The following is a 21,092-nucleotide window of genomic DNA, read 5'->3' on the forward strand; positions in this document are numbered from 1 at the left end:
CCAGCGCCCCTCAGGCCGCCCCACTCCCCCGCGCCCGAATGCATAAAACAGCCCCGGCCTCGTCGCTCCTACGGGAGGGAACGAGGCCGGGGCAGGGTCAAGGGGTCATGTTCCCCGGGCGAGCGACAGGTTCAGTTGAGGCGGCGGATCCTGCCCGTGAGGGTCAGGCGCCATCCGGCAGCGGTGACTGCGAGAGTGATCAGGCCGAGCAGCCAGAAGGCGGGGTGCATCGGGGGAAGGTAGCCGGACTTGTGAACAAGCGTGAGAACCAGCCAGGTGACCGGACCGGCTATGCCAGCCAGGCCCAGAACAGTCGCCACGATAATGCCGAGGGCGACCGTCCACGGGCCCCGACCATGGCGCGAGGCCGCACCGATCAGGCGTCCGGCCCCGTCGCAGGCGATCCAAGCGACCACCACAATGAGCCACGAGTCCACTCCGAGGGGATACTCGAGGCTCCCCAGGAAGAACATGTGTGTCTGAGCCAGGGCGAGCACCCACCAGATCACGCTGGCGATGGCGATAACGACAGCGCTTAGCACGTAGGTCGAGAGTGCCAGGGTCCGGCGCGACGCTCCGCTCAGAGACGCTGCCCGCAGGTCCGTCGTCGTGGTGATGATCTGCGCGATGAGGATGTAGATGGCCGTCGAGAAGGCGGCGTTGACGGCAGCCTGATCGACGTGCTGGGAGAAGTCATCGGAAGTCGCGTACATGATGGCGCTCACCGTGGAGTTAATAGCAAATTGACCGACGATAACCGAGGCGTACACTCCGAAGGCGAATCGCCAGTCGACCATTCCGAGGCGCCAGATCGAGGGCTGAGAGGAAACAGTGGGTGCGGTGCTCATTGGTCGTTCTCCTGGATGAGGTAGGCGAAGGCGTCCTGGAAGGAACAGGGCGAAGATGTCAGGGAGTGGGATGCGAGCTCGGTGTCGCCGACGGCGCTGCCGCGCAGGTCCACGACGATCTCTCGCGTGGAGCCAAGCTCGCGACTGGCGATCACGGCGAGGTCCGGGTGGGCAGCGAGGAAGCGCTCAACGTCGGAGGCGTGGCCGGTCAGAGCTGAGACTCGGCAGGTGAAGTCGTCGATGCTCTGGTGAGCGAGGAGCTCGCCCTTCTTCAAGACGATGACATCCTCGGCGACTTTTTCGAGTTCGGAGACCATGTGCGAGGAGATGAGGAAGCGACGCTGTGGGCGCTTGCCTTCCATGACATCCCCCGCCAGGGTGAGGATTTCCTCGTAGAAGGCGTAGCGCGTGGGTACGTCCAGGGGTGCCTGGATCTCGTCGAGGAGGGTGATGGGCGCGCCCGATGCCAGGGCAATCGCGCCGGTGACAACGGCCGCTTGGCCTGTGGAGAGCTTTCCAAGAGTCTTGCGGCTGCGGACCGGCAGACCGAAGCGCCGGGCGTAGTGAGCGAAAAGCCGCTCGTCCCAGGTGGGACGCAGACGGGCGTATTGGACCAGGATAGTTGCGGGGACATCGTCGAGGTCTCGGCTGGACGAGGCCATGATCGAGCCGGTGAGCAGGTCATCGGCGCTGGCCTGGGCGGCGTCGATGGCAACGCTCCCCGAGGTGGGGGCCAGCAGGCCGCCGAGGATCTGCATGAGAGTCGTCTTGCCCGAGCCGTTGGGGCCGACCAGAGCCGTGACAGTCGATTCCCCGAGGGTGAGGGAGACGTCGAGCAAAGCCGGCACTATCTCACCTCGGTAGGTGTGGGTGATGGAGTTGAGGGTGATCATGAGTTGTCCTTGGCGGTTGTGTCAGCGCCATAGGCGCGGACGTGGTCGATGATGGCGTCGATGTCGAGGCCCAGGGCCAGGCCCGCTTCGACAGCGGGGTTCAGGGTCTCCTCCACGTAGGTGGCGAGCCCGTCGGCCACGAGCGCGTGCTGTGCGCCTTCGGCGACGAACATGCCGATGCCACGTCGCTTTTCGACGAGCCCCTCGTCGACGAGGATCGCGAAGGCCTTGCCGACGGTGGCCGGGTTGATACGGTAGGTCGCGGAGTACTCCGTGGTGGAGGTGAGCTGGTCTCCGGCGCGCAGGGCGCCGCGCAGGATCTGTGCGCGGATGTCGTCGGCGATCTGCACGTAGATCGGGATCCCCGAGACGAACGTGGGTGCCATGGGCAGCCTCCTCGGTTCAGCGGTTCATTACATAACTAATGAACCATAGAACCAGGTAACCCGTCAAGCTCTCACAACGAGTCCTAGATCACATCCACAACAACAAATCCACCCCCCACCCAAATCTCGCACGTAATTCCCCCCGGTCAGTTTTCAACACCGCCCACAAACGTTGCAATTCCAACGACCACATTTTAAAGTTTGAAAGGTTTACATGGAAATTACGTGCGACATTGTTGGGGAACCATGCTCGCAATGCCCGCAATGCCCGCAACGTCAGCAACGCTCGCAACGTCCGCGCCCGCGCTCGCCCCCGCGCCCGCGCCCGCGCCCGCCGGATCCACATCCGCACGTCAACTGGCCGCCCCACGCACACTGCCCGCCCTACACACAACACGCCCCACGCACACTGCCCGCCCAACACACAACCCGCCCCACGCACACTGGCCGCCCTACACACAACCCGCCCCACGCACACAAACAACCCCGGCCTCGTCCCACGGGGATTGGGGACGAGGCCGGGGCCAGGTCAGGGATTAAGCGCGGGAGCGCTCACTCCTTGACGCCGCCGGCGGTCAGGCCGGAGACGATGTACTTCTGCAGGTACTGGAACAGCAGGATGACCGGGACGGCCGCGAGGACGGCACCAGCCGCGAAGATGCCCCACGGGGCGGTACGCTCGTCGGCTGCCCACATGTACATGCCGACCGCCAGCGTGAACTGACTCTGATCCTGCAGGACGACCTTCGCGATCACGAAGTCACCGAGCGAGGAGATGAAGCTCAGCAGGCCAACGACCGCCAGAACCGGGCGAACCAGCGGCATGATGATCGTCCAGAAGGTCTGGGCGTGCGTCGCACCGTCGATCATGGCTGCCTCGTCCAGCGAACGCGGAATCGAGTTGAAGAAGCCGTAGAGCAGGAAGGTGTTCGAGCCGAGCGCGCCACCGAGGTAGACGCAGATCAGGCCGAGCTTGGAGTTCAGGCCCATGACCGGGAAGATGTCCTGGATGCCCAGGAGGAGCAGGTACAGGGCCACGAAGGCCAGCATCTGCGGGAACATCTGAACGAGCAGCAGGCCAGTCAGGGTGCCGCGGCGCCCCTTGAAGCGGAAGCGGCTGAACGCGTAGGCGGCGGCCGCACCCATGAGGACGGTGCCAACCGCGGTCACGGTGGACACGATGAGCGAGTTGACAACCCACGACCAGTAGGCGGCATACTTGCCCGAACCCAGCGCCGTGAAGTTATCGAGGGACACTTTCGAGAAGAGGCTGTTCGAGCCGGTCAGCGTCGCACCGGGGTTCAGGGACACCGACAGGACGTAGAGCAGCGGGACCAGGCAGTAGATGATCATCGCAATGGCGACGATGTGGCGCCATCCGACTTCTTTCCACCAGCGGCCACCCTTGAGGGTGGATTGGCGATTCTTCTTCACTGTTGCAGCACTCATCACAGCTCCTCAAGGGTCTTCGTCTGGCGGAAACCGAGCCACGCGATCACGCCCACGACGATGAAGATGACAATGGACATGGCCGAGGCCAGGCCGTAGTTCGGGGAACCCGACTCGATCGCGATCTTGTAGACCATCGAGATCAGGATGTCAGTCTGGCCGACATCCATGCCCGGGTAGTTCGGGCCGCCGCCGGTCAGCATGTAGATGAGCGAGAAGTTGTTGAAGTTGAACGCGAAGGAGGCGATCAGCAGCGGGACGGTGGACTGCAGGACGAGCGGCAGCTTGATGGACCACACGGTGCGCAGACCGGAGGCGCCGTCGATCTTCGCGGCCTCTTCGACGTCGCCCGGCAGGGACTGCAGGGCGCCCAGGCAGACGAGGAACATGTAGGGGAAGCCCAGCCACAGGTTCACGCCCAGGATCGAGAGCTTCGCCAGCGTTCCGTCCGTCAGCCACGGGATGTCTGCGCCACCGAAGAGCACCTGGTTGATGAAGCCGAAGTCCGTGTTGAGCATGCCCTTCCACACCAGGGTGGCCAGGAAGGCCGGGAAGGCGTAGGGCAGGATCATGAGGGACTGATAGATCTTGCGGCCCTTGATGCGCTTGTCCGCAAAGACGAGGCCGAGGATCAGGCCGAGCGCGAAGGTCGACAGAACGGACACACCGGCGAAGACGAAGGACCACAGCAGCGCCTTGAGGAAGGGGCCGGCCAGGTCGCCGCGGGCGAACATGTTCATGTAGTTGTCGAAGCCGACGTAGACGCGCCAGCCCGGATCGATCTGGTTGCCGTCCGCGTCAACGAAGGCACCGATCTTGTTGTTGGCCGTGTAGACGGTGCCCGACTTGGTGTCGGTCAGCGTGTCGGCCGCCTCGTCGTAGCTGTAGCGGGACTTGGCCAGGTAGGCGGTCGAGCCGTCCTCGCTCTTGTAGTGGCCATCGTCAGGATCGGCCGAGACCGGCACGTTGAGCGCGAAGACCTCGGTCTGGCGCTGCAGTACCTCGTTCAGCGTCAGGACCTTGTAGCCGTCAACCTCCGTGATGGCGCCGGCCGACATGGTGCCTTTCGCCTCGTGGAAGGGCGTATCGGAATCTCCGACCTGGATACCGCCGGTCTCGGTGTCGACGATGGCTAGGCCCAGGCCCGAGCTGTCTTCGACGATGGCGGCCGGGACGTTGCGGGCTCCGGGGGCGCGCTTCGCGGCAGCCTTCAGGATCGAGGCGACTGCGTCTTCCTTGGTCGAGTTGTGGCCCTGCCCGTAGTTCGTAAAGGACACGTAGCCCGTGTACCCCATGACGAAGACCTGGTAGATGAGCAAGAAGACCATGCCGGGAACGAGGTACTTCGCGGGAATAGTCCGCTTGGAGAAGTACACCCAGTTGACCGCGAGAAGCAGGACGGCCAGGACGGCGAGAACCGCCCACGACTTCACCATGTAAGCGGTGAACATGCCGTACAGCCCCAGGGCATCGATCAGCATCATCAGGATGAGTTTGACGAAGAAACCAGGCTTGGTCACTTCGCTCGCGTGCGAGGTCTTAGGCCCCGCCTTTTTCTTTTCTGCAGCATTCGCTGGCTCAGACATCGTGTCCTCCACACGTGCGCGTTCGCGCGTCTTTGCGACGTATCCCGCCGGACGGCGGGTCAAGAAGTGGGCACCGAGGGTGCCTGTTGGCCGCTGGGCGGCCGCGGTGTTCAACGCCGCCCCACCCCCGCCCGCCGCGTGGGTGCGGGCGGGGGTGGGGCGTTGTCACGCCTGAAGGCGAGCCTTCGTGGTGGCTGCTAGCGGCCACCACGATCGCTCACTTGGAGGCGATGGCGTTGTTGATGTTGGTGATCATCGTAGCCCAACCCTCGGCGGGGGTCTCGGTGCCGGTCACGATGTTGGCCTCGGTCTGGCCCCAGTAGTTCCAGACGGAACCCATGGCGGGGATCGCGGGAGCGAGAGCGCCGGACTCGGCAACCTTCGCGAAGTCCTTGATGTCCTGGTCATCCGACTTCGCGGCGACCGACGGCATCGCGGAGGCGCGACCACCGAGCTCCTGCATCTTTTCCTGAGCCCCGGGGGTGGCCAGGTAGTTGAAGAACAGCCTGGCGGCGACCGGGTTGGCGGACTTGGCGCTCTGGTAGAACATCTGGACGCCGACGAAGGGCAGCGCGGGCTGCGAACCGGCCGACGGGACAGGCAGGACGGAGACGTCCATGCCGGCCTCACGGAAGGCGGCAACGTTCCAGGGACCGGTCACCGTGTAGGCGGCAGCACCGTCGAGGAACTTCTGCTTGGCGATGTCGCCGGTGATGGACGGGGAGAACACGCCCGCGTCGCCCTGAGCCTTGAGCCAGTTGGCGAAGTCGGTGCCGCCGGAGCCGCCCATGGCCAGCTCGGAGGTGTACTCGCCGTCGGCGTTGGTCTGGAAGACGGGGGCACCGAAGGAGGTCTGGAAGGCGTAGAAGTGATAGGGGTCACCCTTGTCGCCCATCTGGATGACGAAGGGGTACTCCGCACCAGAGACCTTACCCGAGGCGATCATGTCGTCGTAGGTGGTGGGGGCGTCCTGGGTGAGCGCATTGTTTCGCACCAGGGCGACGGACTCGACGGAGTAGGGCACGCCGTAGGTCTGGTCGTTGTAGGTGACGGCCTTGACGGCCACATCGGAAAAGGCAGAGCTATCCTCGCCCAGGTCGACGGGGGCAACGACGCCGTTGGCGACAAGCGCGCCGAGCTTGTCGTGCGCCATGACGATCAGGTCGGGGCCGTTGCCGGTGGGCACCTGGGTGGTGAACTCGGTATCCATGTCGGATTCGGACTTCTGGACGACGTTCACGGCCACGCCCGTCGAGGCAGTGAAATCGTCAGCGAGGGAACGAACCTGAACAAAACGGGTATCGTCCGCCCAGATGGTAAGGGTTGCCGCAGTCTTGCCACTGCAGGCGGCCAGGGCGGTAACCGCCGCGAACACGCCGAGTGCTGCGATGCCACGTCGCATTATTTCTCCTGTGTTGGTCGAGCTGGTCGCCTCCATCAGCGACCCGCTAACCGTAACTGTAGTACCTCCGTTTTTGTTTCTGCAATAATTTTCCGAAATGTGAGCTTCCTGTTACATTTGTACGTATTACGTCGTGCGCACACACCCAAAGGAGAGTTGAGTCGATGACGAAAAACCGCACGAGCATGGCAGATATCGCCGCCCACGCTGGCGTCTCGACCGCTACCGTCTCGCGCGTCTTCAACGGTGTCGGGCAGGTCTCCGCTGACACGCGGCGCAAGGTCCTGACCGCCATTGACGAGCTGGGATACGACCGCCCGAGCCCCGAGCGCACTCCCGACACGCCCACGATTGGCATCGTGCTCCCCGAGCTCACGAATCCGATTTTCGCGTCTTTCGCCCATCACCTCCAGGAGGAGGTATCCCGGGCCGGCGGCATCGCGATGATCCGCTCGCAGACACCCGGAGCAACCTCGGAGTACGATCACTTGTCCTCGCTCATCGAGCATCGAGCGAGTGGCCTGATCTTCGTCTCGGGCAGGCACGCTGATCTGCTCGCCGACCTCGCCCCCTACCACGATGCCGTGCAGCGCTCGATCCCCCTGGTCACGATTAACGGCGCCCGCCCGGAGATTCTCGCCCCCGATTTTTCGACGGGCGACGCGCTGGGCATCCGCGCGGCCGTGACGCACCTGCACGAGCTGGGCCACACGCGCATCGCCCTGCTGACGGGGCGCACGCACGTCGTCCCCGCGCTGCGCAAGGCCGAGGCCTTCACCCAGATCATGGGCGAGCTGGTCGGCGACCACGCACCCATCATTGAGGAGACCTTCTATACGTACGAGGCCGCGGCGGCGCATACGAGCGGCCTGATCGAGCGCGGGGTCACCGCGATCATCACCGGCTCAGACCTGCAGGCTCTCGGCGCGATCCACACGATTACGTCGATGGGGCTCTCCGTTCCCGCGGACATCTCGGTCATCGGTTTCGACGATTCCTTCCTCATGTCACACCTCAGCCCAGGCCTGACGACGGTCCACCAGCCGGTGCCCGCGATCGTGACGGCTGCCGTGCGCAACCTGTTCGAGGCCTTGGCCACACCCGACTACACTCCTGAGCACGCCGATTACGTCTTTTCGCCTGATCTGGTCGTGCGTGGAACCACGGCACACGCGCGCTAAACACCCTGATCACAAGGGTCCGTGACCCGAGATTGACTTGCAATCATTCTCGCCAGCCTAGAGAATGATTCTCATGTCAAAAAGAATCCTTGCTGCCGCATGCGCGGCCGCCACAGCGCTCGCTCTGTCCGCTTGCTCCACCACGGCCTCGTCAGGAGGCGGCGCTTCCAAGGACGGCACCCTGACCGTCATGGCCTCCTTCTACCCGCTGCAGTACCTGGCCGAAAAGGTCGGCGGCGAGCACGTCACCGTCACCTCGCTGACGCCTGCGGGCGCCGAGCCCCACGACCTTGAACTCTCCCCCAAGATGGTCGACTCGCTGTCCAACGCGGACGCAGTTGTCTACCTGGCCGGCTTCCAGAGCGCGGTCGACGAGGCCATCGAGCAGCACGCCCCCAAGACCGTCATCGACGTCTCCCCCGCCGCCGAGCTGGTTGAGGTCGACTCCAGCGCCAACCACCCGGCCGAGGAAGAGGGCCACGACCACGAGGCCCAGTCCGGTGAGACCGAGGCCCACGATCACGACCACGAAGGCCACGACCACGAGGGCCACAGCCACGACATGAGCGCCGACCCCCACTTCTGGCTCGACCCGGTTCGCATGGCATCCGCCGCGACCCTGGTGGGCGAGAAGCTGGCCGAGGCCGACCCGGCCAACGCCGAGACCTACAAGGCCAACGCCAAGGCCCTCAACGAGGAGCTCACCGCCCTGGGCGACGACCTCGTCATGAAGACCTCCAACTGCCAGGTCACAACCTTCGTGACAGCCCACACCGCCTTCGGCTACCTCGCGGACCGTACCGGCCTGACCCAGGTGGGCATCTCCGGCCTCGACCCGGAGTCCTCCCCCTCGCCGGCGCGCCTGGCTGAAATCGGCCAGATCGCCAAGGACCAGGGCGTGACGACCATCTTCACCGAGGCCCTCATTGACCCCAAGGTCGCCCAGACCCTGGCCGACGACCTCGGCCTGTCCACGGCCGTCCTGGATCCGATCGAGTCCCAGACCGATGCATCCAAGGACTACGCCGCGGTCATGAACGACAACATCGCTGCTCTGACGAAAGCAAACAACTGCCAGTGAGCACAACTGACTCCCACGCGACGGCGGGAGCCTCCCACGCGGAGGCGACCGCCGTCGTGCGTCTCGATAATCTTCACGTCGCCTGGGACACGGACCTGATTCTGCACGGCATCTCCCTGACGATCCCCGCCGGTCAGACCGTGGCGCTCACAGGCTCGAACGGCTCGGGCAAGTCCACGACCATCAAGGCGCTTCTGGGCACCGCCCCCATCACGGGCGGCGACGCCCAGCTCTTCGGGCGCTCGATCACCGCGCGTCGCCGCGTGCCGTGGAACAGGGTCGGCTACGTTCCTCAGCGTATTTCCTCGGGCGGCGCGATTAGTGCCAGCGCGATCGAGGTCGTGCGCTCCGGCTTGCTCGGCCCTCGCCGCCTATGGGCGATGCCCGGGGACACCGCCCGCGCGATGGGGGCACTGGAGCGCGTCGGCATGGCCCACCGCGCCCACTCCCCCATGAACATCCTGTCGGGCGGCCAGGCCCAGCGCGTCCTCATTGCGCGCGCCCTCGTACGCCGCCCCGAGCTGCTCATCATGGACGAGCCCATGGCCGGGATCGACGCCGCTTCGCGCGCGCGGCTGGCCGACATCGTCGCCGACGCGAAGGAACAGGGCACGACGATCCTCATCGTACTGCATGAGCTCGGCGAGCTCGGCCCGCTCCTGGACCGCGAGCTGCACATCAGCGCCGGGCACGTCTCCTATGACGGCCCGCCGCACATCGACGACGACCACGAACAGCACCACGGCGGCGAACACTGCCACCCCACAAAGGCCAGCTCCCCCACCGCGGGCGGCGACGGCCTCGTCAGTGGAATCTGGACGGGAGAGACCAATGATTGATGCCGTGACCACCCTCCTGTCCTCACCCATGATGCAGCGCTCGCTGCTGGCGGCCCTCATCGTGGGCCTGACCGCACCGATCATCGGGACGTACCTGGTCCACCGCAGGCTCGCGATGCTTGGCGACGGCATCGGGCACATCTCGCTGACCGGTGTCGCACTGGGCTGGCTGGTCGGTACCTTCGCGAACGTGAGCCCAGCCGACTCGTGGGCGATCCCCGGCGCCGTCATCATCTCTCTGCTGGGTGCGCTCACGATCGAGCTGGTCCGTCAAAGCGGGCGCACATCGGGTGACACCGCCCTGGCCATGCTCTTCTACGGTGGCATCGCCGGCGGCGTTTTGCTGATCGGCCTGGCCGGTGGCACCTCCGCCCAGCTCAATTCCTACCTCTTCGGCTCCATCTCGACCGTGCGCTGGAGCGACATCACGCTCATCACGATCCTGGGCATCGGGATCGTCGTACTCGGCGTTGGCCTGGCCCCCGCGCTTTTCTCGGTCACGAACGACGAGGACTTCGCGCGCTCGACGGGTCTGCCTGTGCGCGCGCTCTCCCTCCTCATCGCCATCCTGTCCGCCCTGACGGTCGCCGTCGCCATGCGCGTCGTCGGCTCGCTGCTGGTGAGCGCGCTCATGGTTATCCCCGTCGCAATCGCACAGCTGGCTGCCCGCTCGTTCCGCTCGACGATGGGTATCGCCATGGTGCTCGGCGTCCTCATCTGCACGTGCGGGCTGTCCCTGACCTACTTCATTGACCTGTCTCCGGGCGCAACCATCGTCGTGGGAGCCATCGGACTCTACGCGATCGGGTTTATGATCAGGGCGATCATCGACCGCATTCGCCGGGTGCGTAGGCTTCGCATGGCCCGCACGCACAACCAGCACCCGGAGCAAGCAGCGGCCAGCTGAGCGACCCACACGTTAGGAACACACATGCAGCGCATGACCAAGCAGCGCCAGGCTGTCCTCGACGAACTGACGCGGGTGAACGACTTTCGCAGCGCCCAGCAGATCTTTGAGGATCTGCGCACCAACGGCCAGCACGTGGGCCTGGCAACCGTCTACCGGTCCCTGCAGGGCCTGGCGGAGGACGGCCGCATCGATGCACTGCGTTCGTCCGAGGGTGAGTCCCTGTACCGCATCTGCACGAGCAACAGCCACCACCACCATCTGGTGTGCCGCGAGTGCGGCCATGCTGAGGAGATCGAGCAGTCGCAGATCGAGGCGTGGGTAACGTCTGTCGCCCAGGGGCACGGCTTCGCGAACGTCGAACATTCTCTTGAGCTGTTTGGAACGTGCGCCCCCTGTCAGGAGAAGAACGCGACGGCCTGAACGTGAGCGGGTTGTCTCGGTCGGAACTACCAGGTTAAGCAGCCGCTGAGTTAGGATAGGCTACGTTTCATTTAGTATCCGATGGAGGGCACGTGTACACCGCAGGAATCGACAACATGGTCCCGGCCTTCGCCCGTGAAGGCATCTTCCTCTTCGTCTTCCTGTTCGGGGTCGCTTTCTTCCGCGCCCAGTCCACCTACTGGCTCGCACGCGGCGTTGCTTCCGGCGCGATGCGCGCCTCGGGGCGTACAGGATTCCTGGGGGCCGTTGCCCGTTGGTTCGATGGACCGGTCCCCCGCAAGGGCGCTGCGATGCTCGACAAGTGGGGCATCATCGCGATCCCCTTGTGCTTCCTGACGGTGGGCATCCAGACTGCGATCAACGCTGGCGCGGGCCTGGTGCGCATGCGCTGGAGCACCTACACAATTGCCATGATTCCCGGCTGTGTGCTGTGGGCGCTGCTCTACGGCCTGGGTATGCTCGCTGTGTTCGCCGCGGCGGTGCGCGCCATCGCCGGTTCCCCGTGGGGGTGGGCGGGTTTGGCCCTCATCGTCGCCCTGATCGCCCTGAAGGTGGTGTGGGGCCGCCGCAAGCGCGCGGCCGTCGACCTCGCGTTGAGCGAGGATCGCGCCTAAGAGTGCGCGACGCGGTCGACAGCCCCACCGAAGCGCCGGTCGCGCCCAGCGAACTCCTCCAGGCACCCCCACAGTTCCTCGCGGTCGAACGCGGGCCAGGGGGTGTCGACGAACATCATTTCGGCGTAGGCCATCTGCCAGAGCAAGTAGTTGGACAGGCGTTGCTCCCCCGATGTGCGGATCATCAGGTCGACGTCGGGCACGTCGGGCAGGTACAGGTGGCGCGCAAACGTCTTTTCGTTGACCCCGCGCGGGCTCAGGCGCCCGGCGGCCACGCCCTCGGCGATGGAGCGCGCGGCGTCGGCCAGTTCGGCCCGTCCCCCGTAGTTGACGCACATGATCAGGTCGAGCGTCTTGCAGTGCTCGGTCGCGCGGTCGGCTTTTTCCAGGGCCTTGATGACGCTGGTCCACAGGCGGGGGCGCCGCCCGCTCCAGCGCACGTGCACGCCCCACTGGGCGAGCTGGTCGGTGCGCCTGGCAAGCACGTCGGAGGCGTAGTTCATGATGAAGGAGACCTCGGCGGGCGAGCGTTTCCAGTTTTCGGTGGAGAAGGTGTAGACGCTCAGGTAGCGTACGCCCGCGTCGATGGCGCCCGCGATGGTGTCCATGAGGGCGTACTCCCCTGCCCGGTGCCCCTCGGTGCGTGTCAGGCCACGAGAGTTGGCCCAGCGCCCGTTTCCGTCCATGATGAGGGCGACGTGTGCGGGGACCTCGCTGCGCTTGAAGGTGGGTGCGGGCACGTGCCACTGGCCGGGTCCGAGCAAGGGCGCGGCGGGGTCGGCGGGTGCGCGATCCATGGGGGTCGGACGATGGGCGGTCATGGGTGGCTCCTATCGATAACGGTGAGTGAGCGCAGGCGCCTTTCGAGATGCCATTGAGTATAGGAGGAGATAAGGCCCGAGGCTTCGGTTCGCGCGTAGGCCTCGCATCGGTCGGCGTGCGCCCAGTCTCCGCTGAGGAGCTGGCCGAGGAGGGCAACGCTGTCGGGCGCGGGCGAGGAGGCGCCGGGCGGGCGGCAGGTGTCGCATACGGTGCCCCCGTCGGGGATGGAGAAGGAGGAGTGGGGTCCTTGTGCTCCGCACACGGCGCAGTCGAAGCAGGAGGGGGCCCAGCCGGCCAGCGCGAGGGCGCGCAGGGTGTAGGAGGAACGGATGAGCGTAGGGTCGTGGCGGCGGCGCGCGAGGGCGTTGAGGGCTCCCAAGAGCAGCAGGTACTGGGAGTGGCTGCCGTCGTGCGCGTCGGCGGTCAGGCGCTCGGCGGTTTCGACGACGACGGTTGCCGCGAGGTAGAGATCGTAGTCGGCGGCGATCGACTCTCCGTATTGGGCGATGGAGGCGACCTGGGAGAGGGTGTCGAGGCTGCGCCCGCGGTGCAGTTGTGCATCGATGACGGAGAAGGGTTCGACGCGGGCGCCGAACTTGGAGGTCGTCTTGCGCACGCCCTTGGCTACGGCCCGGACCTGGCCGTGTTCGGCGGTGAGCAGCGTGATAATGCGATCGGCTTCGCCCAGCTTGTGGGTGCGCAGGACGATCGCCTCGTCTCGGTAAGACTTCATCACGGTGTCATTGTGTCACGGGGGGACGAGGCCGTGGTGGCGTTGGGTGCGAGTCGTCGCGCTGGGCGAAATTCGTTGTGAAGTGTGGTGTCACGGTCACCGACAAGTCCCCTGTGGGCGTTGTCAGCAAAGTGTGAGAAACTGACAGCGTGGTCGGTCTAACACCTTGCACACAGTTTTCGAGTAGATAGTTTTCTCGCAAGTGGTATGGTTTACTCGTAACCGTCGAAGGAAGGAAAGATATGGCTCCCCCGATTGATGCCCGCGAAAAGCTTGGCACTGCACTGCGCCAGGCCCTCACGCAGACGCCTCTGTCAAAGATCTCTGTCAGCGCACTGACACGCGCAGCCGGGGTCACCCGTCAAGCGTTCTACTACCACTTCAACTCACTCAGCGACCTCAACGCCTGGGTTTTCCGCGAGGAGATCACAGCGCGCCTGACCACCAGTTCGGGAGAATGGCTCGACGCGATTGAAGCGACGATGATGTGGATGCACGAGCACCGCGATGAGACCGCTTCCGCCATGAAGACCATCGAGGCCAACGACCTGTGGGCATTCCTCGCCTCGCACATCCAGGAACTCATCGAGTCCCGCCTGGACGGATCGGCCACCGCCACCGCACGCGACGTCGTCGCCCAGCACTTCGCCCTGGCCTCCACCGCCCACATGGCTCAGTGGATGCTCTCGGGCCTGGAGGTCAACCCCTCGGTCGCGATCGCCCGTATGCGGGTCCTCATGACCGACCAGACCACCCCGGCTCTGGCACGCCTGGCACAGTAACGCGGTCCCCCACCAACCGCGCTAGGGTGCACAGCTTCCCCCGGCCTCGTCCACACCGACGAGGCCGGGTTTTTCCATCCCACAGACCAGCCCAACACGCCCCTGTGACGACGAACCATAAGTTACAACCTGACCACGGGAGTAAATACGGGTCGACAATCCCGCCTCATCAGCAACTTTCAACACACCGAAACTCCCGCATAACCGCAGACTTTGTAACTTCTTGGTTACGGTCAGTTCAGGGTGTCAAGTCGCAATTAGTGCGGAGTATCCACGTGTGAGGGACGCCGCGCTGTACAAATGGCCAGCGGTGTCTAGGCGCAGGATTTAGCGGTTCCGCATTCTGACATGTATAGTTCGCACGTAACCTCTCTCTTACCGTTGACGAGGACTTCCGATGCCCCACCCCGATGCGAAAACGGCGCTCGCGCTTGCACTGCGCGACGCACTCTCGACCACACCCCTGTCTAAGGTGACGGTCTCCGGTCTCACGCGCACCGCCGGCGTGACCCGTCAGGCGTTTTATTATCATTTTTCCGACATTCGTGACCTGACCGTGTGGGTCTTCAAACGCGAGGTCGGCAACCAGGTTGGCACCCACTCCAGCTACGACGAATGGTCGGACGGCCTGCTGGCCATGCTCGTGTGGATGCAGTCCCATCCCGAGGAAACGCGCTCCGTCATCTCCTCGCTTGGCATGGAGGAGCTCCAGCTCTTCTTGCACAAGCAGCTGCGCTCCGTCATGGAACCCATCGTCGACGAGCTCGGAGCAAACCTGACCATCACCGAGGGTGACCGCATGTTCGTCGCCGACCACTTCACGCTGTGCGTGCTCGGACACGTCTCCCAGTGGCTTGCCAACGGCATGAGCGCCGACCCCTACATCCTCACCGAGCGTATCGCTCGCGTCCTGGATGGCCAGATCCTGCGCTCGCTGACGATGTTCGCCAACAAGCCCACCAGGACCTCGGGCCGCGGCTGATACGACGAAGGACCCCGACCTCGTACACTGACGAGGCCGGGGTCCGCTGTTCGCATGTGCGTACTTAGCGCAAGGCGCGGTTGACCGCCGAAATGACGGCCTTGTACGAGGCGCGCGTGATCGAGGAGTCGATGCCGACGCCCCACACGATCTGGCCGTCGACCGCGGCCTCGACGTAGGCGGCGGCGCGCGCGTCGCGTCCCTGGCTCATCGCGTGCTCGGAGTAGTCCAGGATGCGCACGTCAAGATCGAACTCGTGCAGCGCCGAGACGAAGGCGTCGATCGGGCCTGTACCCGAAGCCTGCACCTTAACGATCTCGCCGTTATCCATGAGCGTCGCCTTGAGCTCGACGCTCTCATCGTCCATGGACGACACCTGCGAGGAACGCATCTCGAAGCGGCCCCACGGCTCCAGGCCGGGAGCGGCGCTCGTGGGCAGGTACTCGTCCGCGAAGATCTGCCACAGCGTAGCCGCGTTGATCTCGCCGCCGTAGGTATCCGTGTGGCGCTGGACGATGCGGGAGAACTCCACCTGGAGGCGGCGCGGCAGCTCCAGGGCGTGCGCGGTCGACATGAGGTAGGCGACGCCACCCTTGCCGGACTGCGAGTTCACACGCACCACGGCCTCGTACGAGCGGCCCACGTCGTGCGGGTCGATCGGCAGGTAGGGCAGCTCCCACACGACGGCGTTCTCGTCGCCGCCAGCGGCGTCCACCTTGGCCTTGCGGGCCGCGAAACCCTTCTTGATCGCGTCCTGGTGCGAGCCGGAGAAGCTCGTGTACACGAGGTCACCGACGTAGGGGGCGCGCGGGGAGGTCTCCATCTGCGTGCAGTACTCGACCGTGCGACGGATCGCATCCACATCCGAGAAGTCAATGCCCGGGTCGATGCCCTGGCTGAACAGGTTCAGACCCAGGGTCACCAGGTCCACGTTGCCGGTACGCTCACCCTGACCCAGCAGGCAGCCCTCAACGCGGTCCGCGCCAGCCAGGAGGGCCAACTCGGCCGTGGCCACACCGGTGCCACGATCATTGTGGGGGTGGACGGACAGGGCGATGAACTCGCGGCGGCTGAGGTTGCGGCTCATCCACTCGATCTGGTCGGCGAACACGTTCGGTGTCGAACGCTCGACGGTCGAGGGCAGGTTGAGGACGATCTCGCGCCCCTCGCCCGGCTCCCACACGTCCATGACGGACTCACACACCTCGAGGGCGAAGTCCAGCTCCGTATCCACGAAAATCTCCGGGGAGTACTCGAAGCCGAAAATCGTCTCGTCGCCCAGGCGCTTCTCCGCCTGCGCGATGACCTCGCGCGCACCGAACTGGGCCAGCTCGATCGTCTGCGCCTTGTCCGCGTGGAACACAACCTCCCGGAACACGGGCGCCGTCGCGTTGTAGAGGTGAACGGTGGCGCGCGGGAAGCCCACCATGGCCTCGACCGTGCGCTCGATCAGCTCGGGGCGCGACTGAGTGAGCACCGAGATCGTCACGTCCTCGGGCACCGCGTCATCCTCGATCAGCGAGCGCACGAAGTCAAAGTCGGTCTGAGAGGCCGAGGGGAAACCGATCTCGATCTCCTTGTAGCCCAGCTTGATGAGCAGGTCGAACATGCGACGCTTGCGGGCCGGGTCCATCGGCTCGATGAGGGCCTGGTTGCCGTCACGCAAGTCGGTAGACATCCAGCGCGGAGCCTTCGTGATCCGCTTGGAGGGCCACTGACGATCCGGCAGGTCGACGGGGTTCGTGTCCAGGAACGCGCGGTACTTGCCAATCGGCATGGGCGAACCGGAGGGGACTGGGACGGTCGATGTAGTCTTCACAACTCGTAGTCTATCGACGCTCCTGGCCCAGCGAGGACGGGCTGCGCATACTGGACGTGAGATGCGGCGCGGTCGCCTCCGCGGGTCTTCGCCGCGCGGCGAGGGGGATGAACGTCTTTTCTCCGCGCAAAGTGCCTCGCTCACGCCGTTCATATGTCATGATAATTGGGTCCAATGTCCCACACAACGACGCGCGGAGCAGTCATGACCCCCCTGTTGTTAGCCCAATCTTTTACCCCGTCGACGACGTCCGTCGCGGGCAACGTTTTCCTGACGGCCATCGTTGGCCTCCTCCCCCTCATCCTCTTCTTCGTCCTCATGGGCGTCTTCAAGGTCGCCACCCACTGGTGCGCGATCATCTCCCTCGTCACCTCGCTCGTCATCGCGGTCCTTGCCTTCAAGATGCCCGTCGGCATGGCGCTCCTGGCCGGCACGCAGGGCGCGGCGATGGGCTTCATGCCGATCATCTACATCATCATCGCGGCCGTGTGGCTCTACAACCTCACCGAAAAGTCGGGGCGGAGCGCGGACCTCAAGGCCGTGTTTAATACGATCGGCCGCGGCGACCAGCGCGCCCAGGCCCTCATCGTCGCCTGGTGTTTCTGTGGCCTGCTCGAGGGCCTGGCCGGCTTCGGCGCTCCCGTGGCCATCACCTGTGCGATGCTCGTGACCCTCGGCGTGCCCAAGATCAAGGCCGCCGTCGTCACCGTCGTCGGCAACGCCATCAACGTTGGCTTCGGCGCCATGGCCATTCCCACCACGACCGCCGGTAAGCTCGGTGGCGCCGACCCGGTTGTCGTTGCCGGCGACATGGGCCACCTGACGTGGATCTTCTGTCTGTTCATCCCGGTGCTGATGCTCTTCATCCTCGACGGCTCCCGCGGCGTGCGACAGCTCTGGCCCCTCGCCCTCGTCGCCGGCCTTGCTGCCGGTGCGGGCCACTTCTTCACCCCCTCGGTTTCCTACGAGCTGACCGCCGTCGTCGCCTCCCTGCTCGGCTTCGCCGCCTGCTACGTCTTCCTTCTCTTCTGGGGTCCGACCACCCCCGCGGAGTGCGCAACCGAGGCCGACGAGGCCGACAAGCCCACCGGCTCGCGTATCGGCCTGGCCCTGCTGCCCTACGTCCTCGTCGTCATCATCATCGCGATCACGAAGCTGGCCAAGCCCGTCGCAGCTTTCTTCTCGTCCACGGACGTGAAGATCCCGTGGCCCGGCATCTACGGCAACCTGCTGACCGGCGACGGATCGCCCTCGACCGCTGCGATCTACTCGCTGCAGATCCTGTCCAACCCCGGCACCTGGATCTTTGTCACCGGTATCATCGTCGCCATCGTGTACGGCACGAACTCCTCGAACGGGCGCTTCCAGACCTCCGTCGGCGAGATGTTCACGGTCCTGCCGCGCACCATCTACTCGCTGCGCATGGCGATCCTGACGATTGCCTCCGTCATGGCTCTTGCCTTCGTCATGAACTTCTCCGGGCAGACCACCTCGATCGGCGCCGCCCTGGCCACCACGGGCGCGGCCTTCGCGTTCCTCTCCCCCATCCTGGGCTGGATCGGAACGGCCGTCGCCGGCTCCGCGACCTCGGCGGGCGCTCTCTTCGCGAACCTGCAGTCCACCGCCGCCGCGGGCGCCGGCCTCGACCCGAACATCCTGCTGGCCGCCAACACCATCGGCGGCGGCATCGGCAAGATCGTGTCCCCGCAGAACCTGGCGATCGCCGCGACCTCCGTGGATTCGGAGGGATCGGACGCGGAGATCCTTAAGAAGGCCGCCCCCTACTCGATCGGACTGCTTCTGGTCCTGTGCATCCTGGTGTTCGTCGCCTCCCAGGGCTGGCTGGGCTCCTACATGCCGCACTGAGCAGCTTCATCGCACAGGCGGGGCCCCGAGAGACTTGCGTTCTCGGGGCCCCGTCCTATTTGCTTTCGTCTCCCCCATCCTTGTAGTCTCGAAGCAATGAGCCCGCAGCGACGCCCGCTGTTTCCCCGCCGACCAGGAAGGCCAGCTTCTGTGAAGACTCCCCTCCGCTTGATCGTCACACTGGGCGCCGTCGTGGCACTCACCGCCGCGTGCAACCCCTTCGGGGCCTCGTCTCGCGAACGACTTCCAGAAGACCCGCGCTTCGCCGAGTTCACCTTCGACAGCGACAACAAGCCGACGGTCCAGGAGCGCACCGACTCCTTCAACGAGCGCTGGCCGGGCTTGCAGGCCACTGAGGGGCACGTAACCATCGAATACTCGCCATCCGACCTGCTCCCCAACCCCGATCCAGAACTGTGGGTAACAGGTGTCGCCACCGTCCCCGACGAGACGATCACCGCACTCATGGAGGGCACAACCAGCTCCGCGCTCCTGCCCGGCATCTACCCAGGCCTCTATCAGTACGTACCACAGGACTGTCACTTCTCCACCATCGACCCAACACACGCCGACAAGACCCTCAAGGGCGACAACACTCAGGTCAACAAGGACTTCGGAGCTCTACCCGTCAAAGCACTTGCAGCGTCAAGCGACTGTCACCTCGTCGTGATCACCGCCATCGGACTCAGCGACTAGCAGCCGCACACAACCAATGAACGCCCCCTCACACCGGAGAATCTCATGACACGCCGCTTGCACACCCTCACAGTACTCGCAGCCATTGCCGTTCTCACCGCTGGGTGCAACCCCTTCGGGGCCTCTTCTCGCGGGCGCCTCCCCGAGGACCCGCGCTTCGCCGAATTCACCTACAAGACCGACGGAGAGATCAAGGTTCAGGAGCGCACCGACTCCTTCAACGAGCGCATGCCCGGTCTGGGGGCATCCGAAGGACACGTCGCGGCGGCCAACTTCCCTGAGGGACGCGGACTGCCCTCCCCCGACCACCACTTCTGGGTGACCGGCGTCGCCACCGTTGCTCCCGAGTCAATCCAGAAGCTCAGCGAGGGCGCCACCGGTAACAACACCCTGCTGCCCGGCATCTACCCAGGCCTCTACCAGTACGTCCCCCAGGACTGCCACTTCGTCACAATCCCCGCCGACCACGCGAACTCCGTCCTCCAGACCAACAAGGACGCCATCTACTCGGAATGGGGCTCATTCGACATCACCGACTTCGCAGCCTCCACCGACTGCAACCTCATCATCGTCACCGGCGAAGGCATCAACGGCTAGCGCCCGCACACGCCCCATTGCTTCGCTGGCGTTACCCCGCCGCATCCCGAAAGTCCGCGCCACGCCCCCAAGAACCCAGCCCGGGCCTCGTCCATGAAACATCCATGAACGAGGCCCGGGTTTCCCTGTGAGGGCACGCGACGATAAAGAAACGATAAACGCAAGATCTCCTTGTTCTAAGTCGGGTCCCAGAGGTCCCAAACGCCCCTCCCAGAGCCAACTTTTCACGATCCCTATGTCCTGACTTTTCCGCGAGATAACGCCACTCCCGAAAGGCACCCACCGAAGGCCCCACACAATTGGTCTCCCGGGACCTCGGACCCAGCCATACTGATGAGCGACAGCACCCACGAGGAAGGATCCCCAGTGCGTATCGCTCTTTTCTCCACTTGCCTGGCAGACGTCATGTTCCCCCAGGCCGCCCAGGCGACAGTCACGCTGCTCGAGCGCCTCGGCCACGAAGTCGTCTTCCCTGAAGACCAGGTGTGCTGCGGACAGATGCACGCCAACACCGGCTACTTCGAAGACGCAGCCAAGATCACCCGCAACCACGTCAAGACCTTCGAGCCCGTGCTCGACGGCCAGTGGGACGCCATCGTCGTCCCCTCCGGCTCCTGCACCGGTGCAGCGCGCCACGAGCAGAAGGTCGTCGCCGAGCACGTGGGCGACCACGAGCTGGCCAAGAAGTCCCAGCTCATCGCCCAGCACACCTACGACCTGACCGAGCTCATCACCGACGTTCTCGGCCTGGAAGACGTGGGCGCCTACTTCCCCCACACCGTCACCTACCACCCGACGTGCCACTCGCTGCGTATCGCCAAGGTCGGCGACCGCCCCTACCGCCTCCTGCGCAACGTTGAAGGCCTGACCCTCGTCGACCTGCCCGACGCCGAGGTCTGCTGCGGTTTCGGTGGCACCTTCGCCATGAAGAACTCTGAGACCTCCACCTCGATGCTCGCGGACAAGGTCACCAACGTCATGTCCACGCGCGCCGAAGTCCTCGTCATGGGCGACTACTCCTGCCTCATGCACGTCGGCGGCGGCCTCTCCCGCCTCAACTCGGGCATCCGCCCGATGCACCTCGCCGAAATCCTGGCATCCACCAAGGACCAGCCCTTCGAGGGCAACATCTCCTTCGCACCCGAAAGCGCACAGGTGATCTGAC

21 protein-coding genes are annotated in these 21,092 nt (G+C 64.9%); 12 read left to right on the forward strand and 9 right to left on the reverse strand.

Features of this window, described 5'->3' with window-relative positions; translation table 11 throughout:
* Nucleotides 1-131: 131 nt before the first annotated feature.
* From O3669_RS02125 to O3669_RS02150, 6 genes are all read right to left on the reverse strand, one after another.
* A complete protein-coding gene (locus tag O3669_RS02125) occupies nucleotides 132-848 on the reverse strand; it encodes a hypothetical protein (protein ID WP_295919179.1) in 717 nt (238 codons plus the stop codon).
* A complete protein-coding gene (locus O3669_RS02130; RefSeq protein ID WP_371523453.1) occupies nucleotides 845-1,741 on the reverse strand; it encodes an ATP-binding cassette domain-containing protein in 897 nt (298 codons plus the stop codon). The genes O3669_RS02125 and O3669_RS02130 overlap by 4 nt, the downstream gene beginning before the upstream one ends.
* Entirely contained in the window at nucleotides 1,738-2,127 is a 390-nt protein-coding gene (locus O3669_RS02135; protein ID WP_101602054.1) for a GntR family transcriptional regulator, read from the reverse strand. Before O3669_RS02135 ends, O3669_RS02130 begins: the two co-directional genes overlap by 4 nt.
* Before the next feature lie 552 nt (nucleotides 2,128-2,679).
* Nucleotides 2,680-3,576, reverse strand: a complete 897-nt coding sequence (locus O3669_RS02140; RefSeq protein WP_371523454.1) for a sugar ABC transporter permease — start codon at nucleotides 3,574-3,576, stop codon at nucleotides 2,680-2,682.
* Complete coding sequence (locus tag O3669_RS02145) at nucleotides 3,576-5,162, reverse strand: ABC transporter permease subunit (RefSeq protein ID WP_371523455.1); 1,587 nt, start codon at nucleotides 5,160-5,162, stop codon at nucleotides 3,576-3,578. The genes O3669_RS02140 and O3669_RS02145 overlap by 1 nt, the downstream gene beginning before the upstream one ends.
* A 217-nt stretch (nucleotides 5,163-5,379) precedes the next feature.
* Complete coding sequence (locus tag O3669_RS02150; protein ID WP_371523456.1) at nucleotides 5,380-6,564, reverse strand: extracellular solute-binding protein; 1,185 nt, start codon at nucleotides 6,562-6,564, stop codon at nucleotides 5,380-5,382.
* A gap of 164 nt (nucleotides 6,565-6,728) precedes the next feature.
* Between O3669_RS02150 and O3669_RS02155 the strand changes: the two genes are divergently transcribed.
* The 6 genes from O3669_RS02155 to O3669_RS02180 all read left to right on the forward strand — a co-directional run bounded on the left by O3669_RS02155 (nucleotide 6,729) and on the right by O3669_RS02180 (nucleotide 11,630).
* Nucleotides 6,729-7,745, forward strand: coding sequence for a LacI family DNA-binding transcriptional regulator (locus O3669_RS02155; RefSeq protein WP_371523457.1), 1,017 nt, complete (start codon nucleotides 6,729-6,731; stop codon nucleotides 7,743-7,745).
* A gap of 64 nt (nucleotides 7,746-7,809) precedes the next feature.
* Nucleotides 7,810-8,826: a metal ABC transporter substrate-binding protein gene (locus tag O3669_RS02160; RefSeq protein ID WP_371523458.1), complete on the forward strand. Its 1,017-nt coding sequence runs from the start codon at nucleotides 7,810-7,812 to the stop codon at nucleotides 8,824-8,826.
* A complete protein-coding gene (locus tag O3669_RS02165; RefSeq protein ID WP_371523460.1) occupies nucleotides 8,823-9,665 on the forward strand; it encodes a metal ABC transporter ATP-binding protein in 843 nt (280 codons plus the stop codon). Before O3669_RS02160 ends, O3669_RS02165 begins: the two co-directional genes overlap by 4 nt.
* Nucleotides 9,658-10,572, forward strand: coding sequence for a metal ABC transporter permease (locus O3669_RS02170; protein ID WP_371523462.1), 915 nt, complete (start codon nucleotides 9,658-9,660; stop codon nucleotides 10,570-10,572). Before O3669_RS02165 ends, O3669_RS02170 begins: the two co-directional genes overlap by 8 nt.
* 24 nt (nucleotides 10,573-10,596) lie before the next feature.
* The gene (locus O3669_RS02175) at nucleotides 10,597-10,995 is read left to right on the forward strand and encodes a Fur family transcriptional regulator (protein WP_371523463.1); all 399 of its coding nucleotides are present in this window, start codon (nucleotides 10,597-10,599) and stop codon (nucleotides 10,993-10,995) included.
* 92 nt (nucleotides 10,996-11,087) lie between these two features.
* On the forward strand, nucleotides 11,088-11,630 hold the full coding sequence (locus tag O3669_RS02180) for a hypothetical protein (RefSeq protein ID WP_314768619.1): 543 nt from the start codon (nucleotides 11,088-11,090) through the stop codon (nucleotides 11,628-11,630).
* Here the strand turns inward: O3669_RS02180 and O3669_RS02185 are convergent.
* Nucleotides 11,627-12,451 (reverse strand): isoprenyl transferase, encoded by an 825-nt coding sequence (locus O3669_RS02185; protein ID WP_371523465.1) that lies wholly within the window; start codon nucleotides 12,449-12,451, stop codon nucleotides 11,627-11,629. The genes O3669_RS02180 and O3669_RS02185 overlap by 4 nt on opposite strands.
* The gene (gene recO, locus O3669_RS02190) at nucleotides 12,448-13,185 is read right to left on the reverse strand and encodes a DNA repair protein RecO (RefSeq protein ID WP_315283443.1); all 738 of its coding nucleotides are present in this window, start codon (nucleotides 13,183-13,185) and stop codon (nucleotides 12,448-12,450) included. Before recO ends, O3669_RS02185 begins: the two co-directional genes overlap by 4 nt.
* Nucleotides 13,186-13,427: 242 nt before the next feature.
* Between recO and O3669_RS02195 the strand changes: the two genes are divergently transcribed.
* A complete protein-coding gene (locus O3669_RS02195) occupies nucleotides 13,428-13,967 on the forward strand; it encodes a TetR/AcrR family transcriptional regulator (protein ID WP_295919146.1) in 540 nt (179 codons plus the stop codon).
* Between the two features lie 397 nt (nucleotides 13,968-14,364).
* The gene (locus O3669_RS02200; protein WP_295919144.1) at nucleotides 14,365-14,949 is read left to right on the forward strand and encodes a TetR/AcrR family transcriptional regulator; all 585 of its coding nucleotides are present in this window, start codon (nucleotides 14,365-14,367) and stop codon (nucleotides 14,947-14,949) included.
* A 64-nt stretch (nucleotides 14,950-15,013) separates the two neighbouring features.
* Here O3669_RS02200 and leuA read toward each other — a convergent pair whose 3' ends face one another.
* Complete coding sequence (gene leuA / locus O3669_RS02205; RefSeq protein WP_371523466.1) at nucleotides 15,014-16,768, reverse strand: 2-isopropylmalate synthase; 1,755 nt, start codon at nucleotides 16,766-16,768, stop codon at nucleotides 15,014-15,016.
* A gap of 204 nt (nucleotides 16,769-16,972) precedes the next feature.
* On the opposite strand from leuA, the gene O3669_RS02210 reads away from it, so the two are divergent.
* From O3669_RS02210 to O3669_RS02225, 4 genes are all read left to right on the forward strand, one after another.
* Nucleotides 16,973-18,634 carry an L-lactate permease gene (locus tag O3669_RS02210; protein ID WP_371523468.1) on the forward strand — a complete coding sequence of 554 codons (1,662 nt, stop codon included), beginning with the start codon at nucleotides 16,973-16,975 and terminating at the stop codon, nucleotides 18,632-18,634.
* Nucleotides 18,635-18,784: 150 nt separating this feature from the next.
* Nucleotides 18,785-19,330 (forward strand): hypothetical protein, encoded by a 546-nt coding sequence (locus O3669_RS02215; RefSeq protein WP_371523470.1) that lies wholly within the window; start codon nucleotides 18,785-18,787, stop codon nucleotides 19,328-19,330.
* A gap of 45 nt (nucleotides 19,331-19,375) precedes the next feature.
* Nucleotides 19,376-19,927, forward strand: a complete 552-nt coding sequence (locus O3669_RS02220; protein WP_371523471.1) for a hypothetical protein — start codon at nucleotides 19,376-19,378, stop codon at nucleotides 19,925-19,927.
* 366 nt (nucleotides 19,928-20,293) lie between these two features.
* Complete coding sequence (locus O3669_RS02225) at nucleotides 20,294-21,091, forward strand: (Fe-S)-binding protein (protein ID WP_295919133.1); 798 nt, start codon at nucleotides 20,294-20,296, stop codon at nucleotides 21,089-21,091.
* Nucleotide 21,092: the final 1 nt, after the last annotated feature.

Source organism: Pauljensenia sp. 20925_1_34, assembly GCF_041432775.1.
GTDB lineage: Bacteria > Actinomycetota > Actinomycetes > Actinomycetales > Actinomycetaceae > Pauljensenia.